Source organism: Pseudomonas sp. HY2-MNA-CIBAN-0224, from assembly GCF_040310285.1.
GTDB classification, from domain to species: domain Bacteria; phylum Pseudomonadota; class Gammaproteobacteria; order Pseudomonadales; family Pseudomonadaceae; genus Aquipseudomonas; species Aquipseudomonas helleri.
The window spans coordinates 78,189-93,908 of sequence record NZ_JBEOPQ010000013.1; the positions used below are offsets into that span (position 1 = coordinate 78,189).

A 15,720-nucleotide genomic window follows, 5' to 3' on the forward strand; every position below is an offset into this window, starting at 1 on the left:
TATTGTTCGTGTCCCGTCCTGAATAAGGTTTACACCTTCTGACCTATCTTCAGGAGGATTCAATGGGTTCGGGCAAAAGGCGCAGTCAGCGCGACTACACGCTAGCTTTTAAATTGTCGGTCGTAGATCAAGTTGAAAAAGGCGAGTTGGGTTATAAAGAAGCCCAACGGCGCTATGGCATCCAGGGCCGGTCAACGGTGCTGGTTTGGTTACGCAAGCATAGTCGGCAGGACTGGAGCCAAGGTGCATCGATTCGAGAGCAGAGGACCAGGTTTATGGCCGAGCCACCCCTCCCGCTGACACCCGAGCAGCGTATTAAAGAGCTTGAAGAGCAACTGGCGCTGAGCAATCAGAAGGCCCAGTTTTTGAAGCTGTCGTGAACGTTCTGAAAAATGACTACGGTGTTTCCATCGTAAAAAAGCGACCCGGCAAGTCCTCACGCAAGGGCAAATCAAAGACCTGAACATCACCAGGGCTTGCCTGTTGATGGGAATTTCGCGCCAAGCGTATTACAAGCGCAATCGCGCTTTTGATGCGAGAGTCTGTCAAGACCAAAAGGTCGTGGACTTCGTTCTGGAAAAGCGTCGACGCCAGCCCAGACTAGGCGCGCGCAAGCTGCATTACTTGATGAGCACTGAGGCTGAGTCGGATCCCTGTGTCGGCAGGGATCGGCTATTTGCCATCTTGCGAGAAGCGCGGGAACTGGTTCCTCGCAAGCGGGCTTATCATAAAACCACTCATAGTCATCATCGTTTCCGCCGTCATCCCACCTGCTCAAAGCAGGCCCTGAACAGGTTATAGCCAGCAGGCCCGAGCAAGTTTGGGTTGCAGACATTACCTACCTGCCGACACAGGAAAGTGTGGCCTACATCAGCCTGATAACCGACGCGTACTCACGCAAGATCGTTGGTCATCATGTACATGAAAGTCTGCATACCGAGTCTGTGATCAAGGCACTGCACAAAGCCGTTGGCGAGCGAAAAACAACGCAGCCACTGATTCATCACTCAGATCGCGGAGCCCAATACTGCTCCGATCTTTACCAGCGTTTGCATGCCAAGGTCGGGATCAGGTGCTCAATGACCGACGGTTATGACTGCTATCGGAACGCGATGGCTGAGAGAGTGAATGGTATTTTGAGGACCGAGTTTTTAGACTGAAACAGGTGTAAACCTATTTCAAGACTAGACAGAGGACTCGTCCGGCCATGTGTGAGAACACCAACCCGTGCTGTTCAAGATTTAGCCGCACGTGTTGGCCAAAGTGATGGCGCGTCTTACGTTGCAACGGTGCCCAGGTTGGTTCTCCGATAATCTGCCGAATCGTGAGCTCCTGCCCCAATGGCATTACCGCGACGTTTTGCTTGAGGGCTCGCGAAGCCTCTTCCCACTCGGTAGTCTGGGTATTCATAAGTGGCCCTTAAGTTGTAATTGTATGCTGGTGAGTGCAGGTACTTTAGCCGCGAATTGTGATCTCGATGCGGTCGATGTCCACATCAAAGGTGATCGCCAAGCCAGCTTTGGCTTCCGCGAGGCTCAAGCTGCGGGCACCAGAGAGAACGCTTGAAGTGTCGGTGGTGCTCTTTGACTCGGGCGGATCCAGTTGTCCCGACACACTCACGGTGAACTCGGGATAGAGAATCTCGTGCATCTTTTTCCATGTGTCGGCACGGGGACTCGTAAATTCCCCGCAGTCAGGTTCTTCATAGCGACGAGGCATCACGCCATGAATACCGGCCCTACGTGCGAGTTCGGTGCGACTCAATCCAAGCATTTCGCGGCGAGCTTTCAGAGCCGCAGGAAAGTCGGGGGAGGTTGGAGAAGGCAACATGGGGGAGTACCTGGGTATGATGCGACATGGAAAGTGTAATTTAGGTTGTGCTATCGCCAAGGTAGATCCGCTCGGCTACTTGAACGGCATCGACTCCGTGTTTCAGCACGGCGCGGGGGTTCACCTTGGTGATTACGCCCTCTATCACGAGCGGTGGCCTTCCCTTTCGTCGACGCTTCGGATCAATGTATGACCGACGCGCTGGCAGGTATAGAGGACGAGTAGCGGAAATTTTGGGTGTGTTGGAGATCACGAAGCTTTTGATGATCACTGGCGACGAGCACAAGGCAGATGCTCGGCACACTCGGATTGATCGAAGTGCCATCCATCAGTGCCTCCTCAACGCTGCTTAACTATGTGACAGCAAGAGTAGGCCATGTCCTTGGACAGCTCTCCACGACGACACGATTTGTCGCCGGCCCATGACAAAATCCCCAAAACACGAGGAGCCCGCTGTCATGAAGAACCTACTTGCTGTTATCGGTTGTGTTGTAGTGCTGAAGAAGGCCTGTGAGCTATACCGCGAGTACCAAGACTTGAAGCGTTACAAGGAAGCTCACGCGCCCGAAGGCCACTGATCGGGTTGCGAGCCCAGCCGACTTTAGTCACGTGCAACGCTAGATTAGTGGCACTCAGCCATCATTTTTATTAGCATCGTGTCCAATTTGGCGCCAGCCGCCAGCGATTGATGCACAACAAGGTAGTCTTCATGTCTCAAGCGAAGGATACGCTGCTTAGGTTGTTCGCCCTGCTGCGCCTAATTCCTGCCGAGCCGCAGCGTATAGCCAGCACTACACTGCTGGAGAAGCTGCATGATAAGGGTTTTTCCGTCACGCTGCGCTCTATCCAGCGCGACCTAAATCGGCTCTCCGTGCCGTTTTCGTTGTTATGTGACGAGAGTGAATTACCCTTCCGTTGGAGCTTCACCCGAGACGCACCGCTGAGGCTGGAGAACATGGACGCGCCGACCGCGCTCGCCCTTTGCCTGTCCGAAAGCCATCTGGCAACTCTGCTGCCGCAGACTGTTCTCGATCAGCTCGGCCCGCAGTTTCGCCGAGCCCGGAATTTCCTCGCTGATGTGGGGCACAACGGTTTGGCGGACTGGGCGCGTCGCGTCCGTGCGATCCCCAACGGCAAGACTCTCCTGCCTGCTGCGATCGCTCCGGAGGTCTGGCGAGTGGTCTCGGGGAGCCTGTTAGAACGTCGTCAGATTGAAGTCGCCTACCGAAGCCGCAGTAAAGGTTGTGTGAAGCATCTGATTCTGCACCCGGTCGGGCTCGTCTCCCGGCATGCCATCAGTTACCTGCTCGCATCGGTGAACGGTTACGACGACTTGCGCCAGTTTGCCCTGCATCGGATCCAGTCGATTCGCCTGCTGGTAACCGAGGCCAAGGAGCACCTCGACTTCAACGTCGACGACTATATAGCCAGAGGGCGTTTCAGCCAACGCCAGGGTGATGAGCGCGTTGAGTTGGTCGCGGACATCAGTCCTCAACTCGCCGAGTTGCTGAGCGAGACGCCACTCAGTGACGAGCAATCCCTGGACGACCTTCCCGACCAGGCCTGGAAACGCTTATGCGCCAGGGTCCCACGGGACCGCGAGACCTTATGGTGGATCTTCGGCCTCAACGAGAACATTCGTGTCTATGCCCCCCAAGTCTGGGTCGACGAGATCCGTCAGAGCCTGAAATCAATGCAGCAGTTCTATCTGAACGAGGAAGCGCTTGTCCCTGCCGCCTCTACCCATTCCAGCGTCGGCACTGCCGCCGTTCAGCACAATTTCTGAGGCTTTCTCATGGATAAGCAGGAAAACAAACTCATCAGCCATTCGGTTAGCCTGTGCCCGATCTGGCCCACCCAGGCCTCGGAAAAGATCGGCCGTATGGTCGGCGAGATCAGTCAGGCGAACGACATCATGGCCAAGATCGCTTCTACTGCCCAGAACAAAGCTATTAAGGGCGGGTTCGCGGCGGAAACCTGGCATGCCGAGTCGTTCAACCTAGACGCTATCCTCAAGGACAAGGATGTCCGGGCCTTCACCGATAACTTCGCTAAAACACCGCTGGCGAAGAACGACATGACTCACGACATCGTCATTATGAAAGGCGATACCCAACTGCAGGGCGCACAGCTGAAATACTTCAAGAGCGCCGATGCCACGCAGAAGGCGTTTCGCTCAAGCAAGGACGGAGTTCACCGTTACGAGAATGCTGACGTGTTCCTCGGGCCGTCCGACCAGATTGAAGGCATCAAGCTGTCCGCTCACAAGGACATACTGAAAAACAGGGACACCCGCCCCGAGGTCGCCCGGGCCGCCGAGAAAGTGCATGACAAGGCCGCTGGCCGCCTCGACGCCGAGGGCGTTCAGTCCACAGGGTTGAGCAAGCGCGATGCTGAGCACGTCGGCGCGGGATCGACCCCCGGCAAAGAGCTACATAAGAACATGCAGACGGGCTACCTGAATAAGGCGACCTTCCAGCAAAGTATGCGTGCGGCAGGGGCGGCGGCCATAGTAACCACAGTCATCGCCGGCAGCATCAATACCTTCCAGCACATCCGCCAGGTCAGGGATGGCGAGATTACCGCCGAACGGGCCACAGTGCTGATCCTGCAGAACACGGTCATCGCCGCCGGCGACAGCGCGCTAAAGGCTGGTGTGGCCTCTGCTGGTGTCAGCATCGCCGCCCGCTCGATGCCCGGCCTGTTCGCTGGCTCGGTGTTCAAACGTACCTTCGCCAATGGCGGCGTTGCCGGGGCGGCGGTCTGCGTGGTGGACGTGGTGCAGAGCCTGGTCTTGTTCGCCTCTGGCAGGATCACCGCCGAAGAACTGGAAACTCGCACTGGAAAGGGTTTGCTGCTGACCGGCGCCGGTGTGAGCGGTGCCTCGGTGGGCGCAGCGATTGGTGCCCTAGGCGGTCCCGCCGGCGCGCTGGTAGGTAGCATCGTGGGTGGCCTGATCACGACACTGGCGATGAACATTGCCGTGGACAATCACATCGAGAAGAGCTTTCATCTGGCCTTGGTTGCTACGGAGCGCGTGGTCAGCAACGGCGTCGCCGTTCATGAAGCCCTGGAGTACCTGCAGGTCTCGCAACAGTTCTACGGCGACTTTCATAAGGGGCTGTATCTGTCGGAGAAACACTTCGCCGCTCAGGTCAAGACCTTGGAAGCGCAAAGCAAACGACTGAGAAACAAGATCAATACCCTTTAAGGCCAGAATCATGAGCGAGACAACGACAGAGCGACAAGAGCATATTTTCCACGACCCGCTGCAAGGGACTGAGCTAGAGGCCGTGACCACCCTCGTTAACCGCCATAAAGCCAATGCTGCCTTGACCCAGCAATTGGCCTTGGATGCCTCACGCCTCATCAGCAGTAGCCAAGAGCGGCTGAACAAACAGTCGGGCGCCGGCTTTCTCAAGCGTTTCGCCAGCAGCCTCACCGGCAAGACCAGCGAAAACCAGTTGCTGAACCAGGCCGACACCCTGCAAATGCAGAAGTACGCCTGGCACTACCTCAAGCAGCTGCAACTGCAGAATCTGATCAACGCGCAGAGCATTGCGGTCATCCGCAACAACCTGGGCACGATGAACGACTACATCATCGAGACCCGGGATTTCCTAGAAACCGCCATCGACCGGATCAACAGCCGGCTGAAAACTGTCGAGAACAGCGCCAGCTTTCACAGCTGGTCACTGAACATAGAGGCCAACAAGCGCCGCTTCAAATCCATTCCAGGCAACCTGCTGATCCTGCACCTGACCTATGACTTCCTGCGCACCCATCGCGACATCGAACTGACCGAGCGTGATGTCAACCATCTGGTGGTGACTTTGGAAAAACTTGGGGTCAACTGCGATGATGACGTCGAGCTGCTGGGGTTCATCATCGAGCTGATCGACCAGATCGAAGTCTTCGGCATTGATCGCTACCGCACCATGATCGAGCTGGCAGTCGACGAAAACCACGTGCTGGACTCGCACTTCATCCAGAAAAACATCTCCGGGCTTGGCTTCAACGCGCTGTACTTCCTCTCGGAGCAGTACGAAAAGATCATCGATCTCACCGACGATGAGATGTGTAACAGCGACGCTGCCCGGGGAAAAATCATCTCGCGATTCTTCGGCAACGAATTCGGCGGACTGTACACCAACTATGGTGTGCGTGACCTGATCGGCGAAGTCATTGGCGGTGGCCTAGTAGCGCTAGACATCTACAAGGAACAAAATGGTTTCAACGTTAGGGCTGACGCTCTTTTGGATGAGGAGCAACCTGAAACCCTGTCGCTGACCTCCGACCTGCCGGACATCAAGGCCCACAGTTTCCTCGACAAGGCTGACGACGAAGCTCGCCGAACCTACCTACGCCTTTTCGCGCTGTGCTTCGACAACGCCGCCTCTCTGGACGGCGCGGGCCAGGAGTTTCTCGGCCAGTTGGCCGAACACAGTGGCTGCTCGGAGGTGGCCTCGCAGATTCTCGGCATCGCCGATAATCCGCTGAAGGAGCGGGAACACTTACCGTCGTTGCAGACTCTACTCAATGACGATGACAAGGCCTATACATGGCTCATCGACGCCTTTTTCCTCTTGACCTTGTGCGACAAGAAAGCTGAGAACCCGCGCATTCTGCGGATCTTGACCGCTCTCAAGCCTGGCAACTTCAAAGAAAGCCTACCGCTGGTGCGTGCGATGCTCAATGAGAGCGACGAAGCGGCGCTGGTGAAGGCAGCAGCAGCCCTGGCCAAGCAGACCCAGGGCTGGAAGAACATCGTGCGATACCGCGCTTTGCGCTTCGAGCAGTCCTGGATCGCCACGGAGAAACAGCTCTATGCGGCCAGCATCGATGCTTCGAACATGACCATGGACCTCATGACCGCCACCAGCAAGGCCATAGACTGGTCGTCGTTCATGGGGTCGTCCGATGATGGCTTCCTTAGCAAGATGGCAACGGCCGCAGGTAGCGCAACCTATACCATCGGCCGCAAGTCGGTCCTGTCCAGCCTCAACGGCATGCGTCGCAAGGCACAGGATTTCATCGCCGCGAATAGCCCGGCACTGAGTTCCGCCAACCGTGTGATCGCCCAGTGGGGCCTGCCGCGTATTGAGTTCGAGAACGAGATCTCCTGGTCCGACTACGACCTAGACAACTCTGCGGAGAACGATGACTGGTACCACCAGTTGAACGATTGCGAGCGCCAGATCGACCGCACGCTCACGGCATTATCCAGTGCCTGTTCCGATGCGGACGATCAGCTCGGCTACTTCCGCAAGGGCGATTTCGACAGTTCGGTGGTGCTGGCCCGGGTGCGCAAGCAGGAAGAGCGGGAACAGCATAAATTGCGCGAGGCGTTGGAAAAACAATCTGTCACCTTTGAGCACGACGGTAAGCGACACTTTTTTGCCATCGACTGGCACGACATGCAGAACCCTCCCTGCGATCCTGAAGATATTCGCCATATCAAGACCGATGGCAAGGTGTGGCTGATCGTGGACAATGACGAACAATTCTATCGCAGCGAAGACGGCGAGAACTGGCAGGTGGTTAAGCCCAATGTCGACGATGAACGTATCTGGATCCGCCGGCTCGACGTGATTGACGGCACCTGGGTACTGATGGTGGGCTCCGAGGGGTTCTACTATTCCCGTGACGCCCTGGACTGGAAGCGTTCGCAGTACCCGGACGTCAGCGACAACTACGCGTTTTCAGCCACTGAAGACCTAGTTTTTTTCAATGGGCAGTGGTTGTGGCGTTTCACCGAACGCACCGAGTTTGAATACACCGACAAGGGTTTCCTGTTCGACTCGACCAAAACCTCCAACTACGACAAGCCAGCATTTTTCTGCGCCAAGGAACCGGGCGCGGCCTGGGAGCGCTGGGAGAGTCTCCTGAACCTCTCCGAGGGCGAGGAAGTGGAGTATCTGCGTGCGATACCTGACAGGGCGTGCGTGCTGGCGTTCTGCAAGTACAACAGTTTCTACACCATGGTGAAGAAGAAGACCAACACCAATTCGTCGGTGATGTACTACGTGCAGGGTAAGGGCTGGCGCAACTGCACCTGGCCAGAAGACGACCTCTCCTTCCTTGATCCGGTCGTTACCGCACTGGGCGGCACACTGATGTGCTTCTCGTGGAGCAACCTGCTGACTTCGCAGAAGGGCTATGACTGGAAGCGCCAGGCGGACACGCTCGCTATCGAGACCTGCTACCACCTCAAAGACCTAAGTCTGTTCCCGTCGTGCAACAATCACCAACGTATCCACGTCAGCCACGATGGGAATGCGTTCAATGAAATCATGCTGGAAGAAGGTAGCTGGAAGTACTTCGCGGCCAACGACCAAGGCGCACTGTGCGTCTACGCGCCTGACTCCCACGAAACCTACCTGCGCGTCGGTACCTTCGTCCGCCAAGTCAAATGATGAGCTCGGCCTACCCCTGGGGTGAGGTCAAGCGCAAGGCTGTAACATTCAGTTCGACAGCGGTAGGGTAGCTTTGACCCCATCGCTTTCGGGCCCGCGCGCCATAGGCCCGTGTGGGTTTGTGACTAACATCATTCTGAATAGCCCCGGGTTTCGTAGACACCTCTTTGCCTTAAACTTGCAAGGTGTCTAGAAAACCCGGGACGATTCAGTATGTCGTTGCACGTTAGAAAATAAACTAAGCGCTCACGACGCTAGGAGCTGTGTTAATCATTTTTTGCTCTATCTTATGCCGCTAAATTTTTTGCACATGAAAAATCTAGACTCCACGCCATCAAAATAGTAGCGTCTGAGTGGGTGGGAGTGGGGATAAAACAAACACCGTCTAAAATTAAAGAAAATCATAATAAATTTGTAGCGCAAGGATTAGTTCATGACAAAAGTAGTAAGCTTCATCAATCTAAAAGGTGGTGTTGGAAAAACCACTACCACTGTAAATATTGCTGCAACTCTTGCTACAGACGGTTATAAGGTTCTAGTAATCGACCTCGACCCACAAACAAATGCTACTGTATCGCTAATCGACCAGGAGGACTGGCAAGATCGGCATGATCGCGGACAAACCTTATATCACATGTTCAATGACATGTTAAAAGGTGAGAGCCAATTCAACATAGATGGTGCCATACTCAACGATGTCGGGGATATAGACGGATTAGACTTGTTACCATCAAGCATACACCTAGTAGAAATCCAAGATGACATACCCGACATGGACAACAAAGCATATGTCAGCCACGTCGACGTGCTAGGCAATATAATTGAAAGCATAAAAGAAAATTACGACTTCATTCTCATAGATTGCCCACCAAACCTTGGTGCAATCACATTGAACGGAATAAGCATCAGTGACTATTATATAGTCCCAACAGTCCCAGATATCTTATCCAAAATCGGTATAAGCCTGATACTAAACAGGATAAACTCCTTCAAGAAAAGAAAGCATAGTTGCAAAATAGATTTGGCAGGAATTATTTTTACAAAGGTTGACTATAGAACTAACTTACACAAGTCAACCATGACAGAGCTTCGCTCAGGCGACTATAGTGATGTCGTTTTCAAAAATGATTTCCCTCAAAGAATCTCGGTCGCTGAAGCACCAGTAGACTCAAGGCCGTTCATAACATCTGCTACAGCAAAAAGAAAACCGGACTTCCACGACACGAAAGGAATTATCACCAAGCTCACTAATGAGTTTCTTGAGCGAGTAGGAGGTTAAGGTATGAAAAATATAAGCAAAAAAGACATAGAGATATTTGGAAAGGTACTATCTGAAATCGGCGAAACGATTGAAGAAAACCCAGAAATTCTTCTAAGTTTATTAAGGCCATTTTATGAAAAAAATCAAAAAGAACAAAAAGAAAAAGAGTCAGTCCGAGCAGAAGTTGAAGGTTTAAATATTTTCGACTCATTTAAGGATAAGAAAAAAAGTGAAATCGAGAAAGAACTCACAACATTTAACAAAGAGGAGTTGAAATTTATAATTAAAAAATATAGCCTTGGCGCAACCAAGCTAACCTCTAACGAAAAACTATCAGAGTTCATTGCCGACCAAGTAACAAAAAGAACAAAAGATGTATTTATAAACCAAGAATAACTTAACTCATGCTGCGTTGTTTTTTCTCAGCGCAGCCAAAACATGTCCGTTATCCTGCTCATTTCCAACTAACTAAATAGCTAATTGACTTGGCAACTTAACACCGGATTATGGTACTTTTGACATAAAATCAGAGCGGTAGGGTCGACTAGTGTCGTGAGCGGTTAGTTAATTTTCTAACGTGCTACGACATACTGTGCACCCTTGATACTCAAACCCGAGCTTTGGCTGTTTCTTTCAAGCGCTTGTCCAAAGTAATTCTCCATGCCGACAGCTTCTCGATGTCCTGCTCCAGTTCGTCAGGTTCTGGTACGGATGAGTTGAGGTGATCAAGTATTGGATTGATCAACGCACGAAAAAGGGTTTTCGCCCTGCATCGGACCGCACCACCTGGAGCATCGCCAGCCTGAGTCTTACTCAAGGGCAAAAACCGCCGTTGATACAAACCATACTCGGAAAGCTACGTCTGTTCGGATAGCGCATTTATTCTGTGAGTCCAGTAGGCTTTTCTCATTTTATCTGTGAATCTCACGCTCGGTGCTCACAGATAAGATGATTTTCCCCCGCGTTTACTGGGCATCACGAATCATCTATTTTGTGAGCCTACACTGGTCTAGCCCTCCATAAAGACCTTGGTATCCATGATTGTGGAAGATGGCAAAATCGAGTCCAGTTTCTACTCCAGCCTGTTGGGCTGTTTCGACTAGCTGTTTGTTGTGCTCCCGTAATTCATTGCGCAGCAATAAGCGCTTTTGATCGTCCTTAAGCTTTTGAAATGTGGCGTCATCGGCCAGTTCTTGACGGCGAGTTTGGATGGCAAAGTAAGTCTGGCCAGCAGCAATGACGGTTTTTGTTGGATCACCGTTCTGTACTACCAGATAGCAGGCGTAACGTGAGAGGTGCACATCATCCAGTTTCCGTTTGGAATCAGAGCCCAACGTGACCATTTTGGTGGCTTCAACAAAATGGTCTTCAACATGGCGTTGGCTGGCTTTACAGGCATGCATCGCTTTTTTGATGACATTCTCAAAATTGCGCCAATCACGGTATTCCAATAATGGAGCAAGGTCACGGGCAGACCAGTATTCAACATTATCTTCTGAGTACTGCTTAAGCCCCTCAAAAGACTGATGCTGCTCATTAATCATGAAGTCTCCTCACTCTTTCGCGTTACCGTAGCAACTGACACCCACCTCAATACTTATTCCCTAAGGACTCAGCCATTTTGAAGCGAGTAGATATCATCACCTCGTAAGGCGATTGGACTGAGCTTTACACTCAAGTGATGTTTCAACAAGCACTGAAAAACCAGCTAATAATTAAACATCTCAACCTATTTATCTCTCCCCTAATCCCCCAACAAAATCCCCTGCTCTTCCCTGCACAGCTCCAGCAAAAAATCCCACACCACCCGCAGCCTCACTGACTTGTGCAATTCGCGCCGGGTGCTGATCCAGTAGCTGCGTTGCACTGACTCTTCCGGCAGCACGCGCACTAAGTCAGGGTCTTGGCTGGCCATGTAGTTGGGCAGTACGGCGATGCCCAGCCCGGCGCGGGCGGCTTGTTGTTGGGCGATGACGCTGGTGCTGCGGAAGGTCACGGTCGGGTTGCGGCAGAAGTGGTTGATAAACAGCAGTTCTTCGCTGAACAGCAGGTCGTCGACGTAGCCGATCCAGAAGTGGTTGGCCAGGTCGTCGCGGTGGTTCAGGGTTGGCGCTTTGTCGAGGTAGTCGCGGCTGGCGTACAGCGCCAGGCGGTAGTCGGTGAGTTTGCGGGTGATTAATAGGTCGGCGTGGGGTCGGTCGAGGTGCACGCTGATTTCCGCTTCGCGGTTGAGGATGCTGACAAAGCGCGGCACGGCGACCAGTTCAACTTCAAGCCCTGGGTAGCGTTCGAACAACCCGCGCAAGCGTGAGGTGAGGAACATGATGCCGATCCCTTCGGTCACGCCCAGGCGGATTTTGCCCAATGGGGTGATGGCCTGAGTGATTTCTTCCTGGGCCAGCAGGGCGACGTTTTCCATCGCTTCGGCATGTTTGAGCAGCGCCTGCCCGGCCGGGGTCAGTTGGTAGCCTTGGGCATGCTGCACAAACAGCGCCGTGCCCAGGTGCTGTTCGATGTGCTCAATGTGCCGCGCCACGGTGCTGTGGGTGGTATTGAGGCGCTTGGCAGCCGTGAGCAGGCGCCCGCTGCGCTGTAGCTCCAGAAAATACCGCATGTCATTCCAGTCGAACATCGTCGTCCCTCGTGCCCGGTCATTTGCGCTGTGCAAAAACGCACAAGCCATGGGTGAAATCACGCGTTTTCAACTCGAAATTAATCAATAGGATGGAGAACGACAAGAACAAAAAATAAACAGGCGAGGTGCAACATGCCATCAGCCAATCAGATCTACGACTACATTGTGGTGGGCGCCGGGCCTGCGGGGTCGGTGTTGGCGAATCGGCTGTCTGCCGATCCCAAGCACAACGTGTTGCTGCTCGAAGCGGGTGGGCAAGACAACTACCCGTGGATCCATATCCCTGTGGGCTACCTCTATTGCATTGGTAACCCGCGCACCGACTGGTGTTTTAAAACCGAAGCCCAGCCCGGCTTGCAAGGCCGCAGCCTGAGTTACCCGCGCGGTAAGGTGCTGGGCGGCAGCTCTTCGATCAACGGCATGATCTACATGCGTGGCCAGGCCGGTGATTACGACCGCTGGGCAGCCATGGGTAATAAGGGCTGGGCCTGGCAAGACGTACTGCCGCTGTTCAAACGCAGTGAAAAACACTACGCCGGGAACTCCGCGCTGCACGGCGCCGAGGGCGAGTGGCGGGTTGAGCAGCAGCGTTATTCCTGGACGATTCTGGATGCCTTCCGCGACGCGGCTGCGCAAAACGGCATCGCCAGCGTCAATGACTTCAACGGCGGCGACAATCAGGGCTGTGGATACTTTCAAGTGAACCAGCGCGCCGGTGTGCGCTGGAATGCCTCAAAAGCGTTTATCCGCCCCGTGCTCAAGCGTCCCAACCTGACCGTCCTGACCGGCGTGCAGGTCGATAAAGTGCTGCTGGAAAACAACCGCGCCACGCAGGTGAAGGCCCGCTGGCAAGGCGCGGATCACACTTTTAGCGCACGCCGCGAAATCATCTTGAGCGCGGGCTCGATTGGCTCGCCGGGGATTTTGCAGCGCTCGGGCATCGGCCCGCGGCCATTGCTGGAGAGCCTGGGGATAACGGTGCAGCACGAGCTGCCGGGTGTCGGCGGCAACCTGCAAGACCACCTGCAACTGCGCCTGATTTTTAAACTGAGCAACGCCCGCACCCTCAACCAAGTGGCCAACAGCCTGTGGGGCAAAGTCGGCATGGGCCTGCGTTATGCCTACGACCGCAGTGGTCCGCTGGCCATGGCACCGAGTCAGTTGGGCGCCTTCGTTAAGTCCGATCCGGATCAGCCTTCGGCGAATTTGCAGTACCACGTCCAACCGCTGTCGCTGGAGCGCTTTGGAGAGCCGCTGCACACCTTCCCGGCGTTTACCGCGTCGGTGTGCAACCTGCGCCCTAAAAGCCGTGGCCGGGTCGATATCCGCTCGGCCAACCCGGACGACGCGCCCTTGATCGATCCCAACTACCTGAGCCATCCCGACGACCTGAAAGTCGCCGCCGATGCGATCCGCCTCACCCGGCGCATCGTCGCCAGCTCCGCCCTGCACACGTTCAGCCCCGAGGAGTACCTGCCCGGCGCCACCCTGCAAACCGAACAGGAACTGCACGAAGCAGCCGCCAAAATCGGCACGACGATCTTTCACCCGGTCGGCACCTGCCGCATGGGGCAAGACGCTGAAGCCGTGGTCGATGCCGAACTGCGGGTGCATGGCATCGCCGGCTTGCGGGTCGCAGACGCGTCCATCATGCCGACCATTGTCTCGGGTAATACCTGTTCGCCTACGCTGATGATTGGCGAAAAGGCCGCGCAATTGATTCTCGCAACCCCCTCTAACGCACTGGAGATAGACGCAGGTATCAGCCGTACTGCAGCAGTACCGGTCGCCTGACAGCGATCGTGGTTTCGGTCGCAGTCATCCGAAACCGACAGTGGACAACAACAATAATCACTGTGGCCCATAGGGCCGAGGACATTGAATATGTCGGACTCAATTGCACAATCGGCAGCAGCCCCCGCCAAGGGGACGACTGGCCGTGAAGAACGAAAGATCATCTTCGCGTCATCCCTCGGGACGGTGTTCGAGTGGTATGACTTTTTCTTGTATGGCGCGCTGGCGACCGTCCTGAGCAAGCAGTTCTTTTCAGGGGTTAACGACACCACCGCGTTTATTTTTGCCTTGATGGCCTTCGCCGCCGGCTTCTTGGTGAGACCGTTCGGGGCCTTGGTGTTTGGCCGCTTGGGCGACATGATCGGGCGAAAATACACCTTCCTCATGACCATCGTTCTGATGGGTCTGTCGACCTTTGCGGTCGGCCTGCTACCCACCTACACCAGTATTGGCATTGCTGCGCCGATCATGCTGGTGCTGTTGCGCATGCTCCAGGGCCTGGCGCTGGGCGGGGAATATGGCGGTGCGGCGACCTATGTGGCCGAACACGCCGCCCCCGGCAAGCGTGGTTTTAACACCAGTTGGATTCAGTCCACCGCCACCTTGGGCCTGTTGCTGTCGCTGCTGGTGGTGCTGAGCTGCCGCTACCTCACCGGCGATCAGTTTGAAGTGTGGGGCTGGCGCTTGCCGTTCCTGCTGTCCATCGTGCTGCTGGGTATCTCGACCTGGATCCGCATGAGCATGCATGAGTCGCCTGCCTTCGCAAAAATGAAGGCCGAAGGTAAAACCAGCAAGTCGCCGATCCGTGAATCGTTCGGCAAATGGGAAAACCTGAAAATCGTCCTCATCGCCCTGTTCGGCATCAACGCAGGCCAGGCGGTGACCTTCTATGCGGCGCAGTTCTACGTGCTGTTCTTCCTCACGCAAATGCTCAAGATGGACCCGGCCCAGGCCAACATGCTACTGATTATCAGCGTGGTCATCGGCGCGCCGTTCTTCATCTTCTTTGGTTGGCTGTCGGATAAAGTCGGTCGCAAGCCGATTTTGATGCTCGGTCTGTTGCTGGCCACGCTGCTGTACTTCCCGCTGTTCAAAGCCCTGAGCCATTACGCCAACCCGCAGATCGACACCGCCAGCCGCCAGTCACCGATTGTGGTCACGGCTGACCCGGCCACCTGTACCTTCCAGTTCGACCCTGTGGGTAAAGCGCGTTTTGACAGCCCCTGCGACAAGGTCAAAACCTTCCTGGTCAAACAAGGCCTGCCTTACGTCTCGCAGTCTGCCCCGACCGGGGCCGACGTACTGGTGACCGTGGGTGAGCAAAAGATCATCGGCTTTAACGAAGCTGCCCTGCGCGAAAGTGTGGCCGCTGCGGGCTACCCGGCCAAGGCCGACCCAAGCACCGTGAACCAGCCGATGGTGGTGTTGATCATGGTGGTGCTGACGCTCATCGCCACCATGACCTACGGCCCGCTCGCGGCAGTGATGGTTGAGCTGTTCCCGACGCGGATCCGCTACACCTCGATGTCCCTGCCCTACCACATCGGTAACGGCTGGTTTGGCGGGTTCCTGCCGACCGTGTCGTTTGCGCTGGTGGTGTACACCGGGGATATCTTCTACGGGCTGTGGTACCCGATCGTCATCACCGGCGTCAGCTTCGTGGTGGGGATGCTGTTCCTCAAAGAAACCCGGCATGTGAATATCGATAAGGTTTAACGAAATAACTGTAGGAGCGAGCTTGCCTCGCGATCTTTTAAAAAGATCAAAAGATCGCGAGGCAAGCT

Annotated in this window: 11 protein-coding genes and 1 pseudogene; 8 read left to right on the forward strand and 4 right to left on the reverse strand. The window is 54.8% G+C overall.

Annotated features, from left to right (window positions below):
- Window positions 1-62 precede the first annotated feature (62 nt).
- Window positions 63-1,154, forward strand: a pseudogene (locus tag AAEZ03_RS09250) (IS3 family transposase); the annotation flags it as partial.
- A gap of 301 nt (window positions 1,155-1,455) precedes the next feature.
- Here AAEZ03_RS09250 and AAEZ03_RS09255 read toward each other — a convergent pair.
- Window positions 1,456-1,830 (reverse strand): helix-turn-helix domain-containing protein, encoded by a 375-nt coding sequence (locus AAEZ03_RS09255; protein WP_350577937.1) that lies wholly within the window; start codon window positions 1,828-1,830, stop codon window positions 1,456-1,458.
- A gap of 709 nt (window positions 1,831-2,539) precedes the next feature.
- Between AAEZ03_RS09255 and AAEZ03_RS09260 the strand changes: the two genes are divergently transcribed.
- The 5 genes from AAEZ03_RS09260 to AAEZ03_RS09280 all read left to right on the forward strand — a co-directional run bounded on the left by AAEZ03_RS09260 (window position 2,540) and on the right by AAEZ03_RS09280 (window position 9,903).
- Window positions 2,540-3,616, forward strand: a complete 1,077-nt coding sequence (locus AAEZ03_RS09260) for a helix-turn-helix transcriptional regulator (RefSeq protein ID WP_350577940.1) — start codon at window positions 2,540-2,542, stop codon at window positions 3,614-3,616.
- Between the two features lie 9 nt (window positions 3,617-3,625).
- Entirely contained in the window at window positions 3,626-5,041 is a 1,416-nt protein-coding gene (locus AAEZ03_RS09265) for a hypothetical protein (protein WP_350577943.1), read from the forward strand.
- A 10-nt stretch (window positions 5,042-5,051) separates the two neighbouring features.
- Entirely contained in the window at window positions 5,052-8,246 is a 3,195-nt protein-coding gene (locus tag AAEZ03_RS09270; protein ID WP_350577946.1) for a beta propeller repeat protein, read from the forward strand.
- Window positions 8,247-8,679: 433 nt separating this feature from the next.
- A complete protein-coding gene (locus tag AAEZ03_RS09275; RefSeq protein WP_350577949.1) occupies window positions 8,680-9,525 on the forward strand; it encodes a ParA family protein in 846 nt (281 codons plus the stop codon).
- Window positions 9,526-9,528: 3 nt separating this feature from the next.
- Window positions 9,529-9,903, forward strand: coding sequence for a hypothetical protein (locus AAEZ03_RS09280; protein WP_350577952.1), 375 nt, complete (start codon window positions 9,529-9,531; stop codon window positions 9,901-9,903).
- A gap of 211 nt (window positions 9,904-10,114) precedes the next feature.
- On the opposite strand, the gene AAEZ03_RS09285 is transcribed toward AAEZ03_RS09280, so the two are convergent.
- The 3 genes from AAEZ03_RS09285 to AAEZ03_RS09295 all read right to left on the reverse strand — a co-directional run bounded on the left by AAEZ03_RS09285 (window position 10,115) and on the right by AAEZ03_RS09295 (window position 12,139).
- Window positions 10,115-10,324, reverse strand: coding sequence for a hypothetical protein (locus AAEZ03_RS09285; protein WP_350577955.1), 210 nt, complete (start codon window positions 10,322-10,324; stop codon window positions 10,115-10,117).
- 169 nt (window positions 10,325-10,493) lie between these two features.
- Window positions 10,494-11,051 carry a DNA damage-inducible protein D gene (dinD, locus tag AAEZ03_RS09290; RefSeq protein ID WP_350577958.1) on the reverse strand — a complete coding sequence of 186 codons (558 nt, stop codon included), beginning with the start codon at window positions 11,049-11,051 and terminating at the stop codon, window positions 10,494-10,496.
- A gap of 200 nt (window positions 11,052-11,251) precedes the next feature.
- A complete protein-coding gene (locus AAEZ03_RS09295; RefSeq protein ID WP_350577961.1) occupies window positions 11,252-12,139 on the reverse strand; it encodes a LysR family transcriptional regulator in 888 nt (295 codons plus the stop codon).
- A gap of 135 nt (window positions 12,140-12,274) precedes the next feature.
- Between AAEZ03_RS09295 and AAEZ03_RS09300 the strand changes: the two genes are divergently transcribed.
- Both AAEZ03_RS09300 and AAEZ03_RS09305 read left to right on the forward strand, forming a co-directional pair.
- Window positions 12,275-13,936: a GMC family oxidoreductase gene (locus AAEZ03_RS09300; protein WP_350577964.1), complete on the forward strand. Its 1,662-nt coding sequence runs from the start codon at window positions 12,275-12,277 to the stop codon at window positions 13,934-13,936.
- A 90-nt stretch (window positions 13,937-14,026) separates the two neighbouring features.
- Window positions 14,027-15,652, forward strand: a complete 1,626-nt coding sequence (locus AAEZ03_RS09305) for an MFS transporter (RefSeq protein WP_048373597.1) — start codon at window positions 14,027-14,029, stop codon at window positions 15,650-15,652.
- Window positions 15,653-15,720: the final 68 nt, after the last annotated feature.

Bases quoted from the DNA above. Each gene is read 5' to 3' on its own strand.
- AAEZ03_RS09255 (WP_350577937.1), bottom strand. From the start codon at position 1,830: ATGTTGCCTTCTCCAACCTCCCCCGACTTTCCTGCGGCTCTGAAAGCT.
- AAEZ03_RS09260 (WP_350577940.1), top strand. From the start codon at position 2,540: ATGTCTCAAGCGAAGGATACGCTGCTTAGGTTGTTCGCCCTGCTGCGC.
- AAEZ03_RS09265 (WP_350577943.1), top strand. From the start codon at position 3,626: ATGGATAAGCAGGAAAACAAACTCATCAGCCATTCGGTTAGCCTGTGC.
- AAEZ03_RS09270 (WP_350577946.1), top strand. From the start codon at position 5,052: ATGAGCGAGACAACGACAGAGCGACAAGAGCATATTTTCCACGACCCG.
- AAEZ03_RS09275 (WP_350577949.1), top strand. From the start codon at position 8,680: ATGACAAAAGTAGTAAGCTTCATCAATCTAAAAGGTGGTGTTGGAAAA.
- AAEZ03_RS09280 (WP_350577952.1), top strand. From the start codon at position 9,529: ATGAAAAATATAAGCAAAAAAGACATAGAGATATTTGGAAAGGTACTA.
- dinD (WP_350577958.1), bottom strand. From the start codon at position 11,051: ATGATTAATGAGCAGCATCAGTCTTTTGAGGGGCTTAAGCAGTACTCA.
- AAEZ03_RS09295 (WP_350577961.1), bottom strand. From the start codon at position 12,139: ATGTTCGACTGGAATGACATGCGGTATTTTCTGGAGCTACAGCGCAGC.
- AAEZ03_RS09300 (WP_350577964.1), top strand. From the start codon at position 12,275: ATGCCATCAGCCAATCAGATCTACGACTACATTGTGGTGGGCGCCGGG.
- AAEZ03_RS09305 (WP_048373597.1), top strand. From the start codon at position 14,027: ATGTCGGACTCAATTGCACAATCGGCAGCAGCCCCCGCCAAGGGGACG.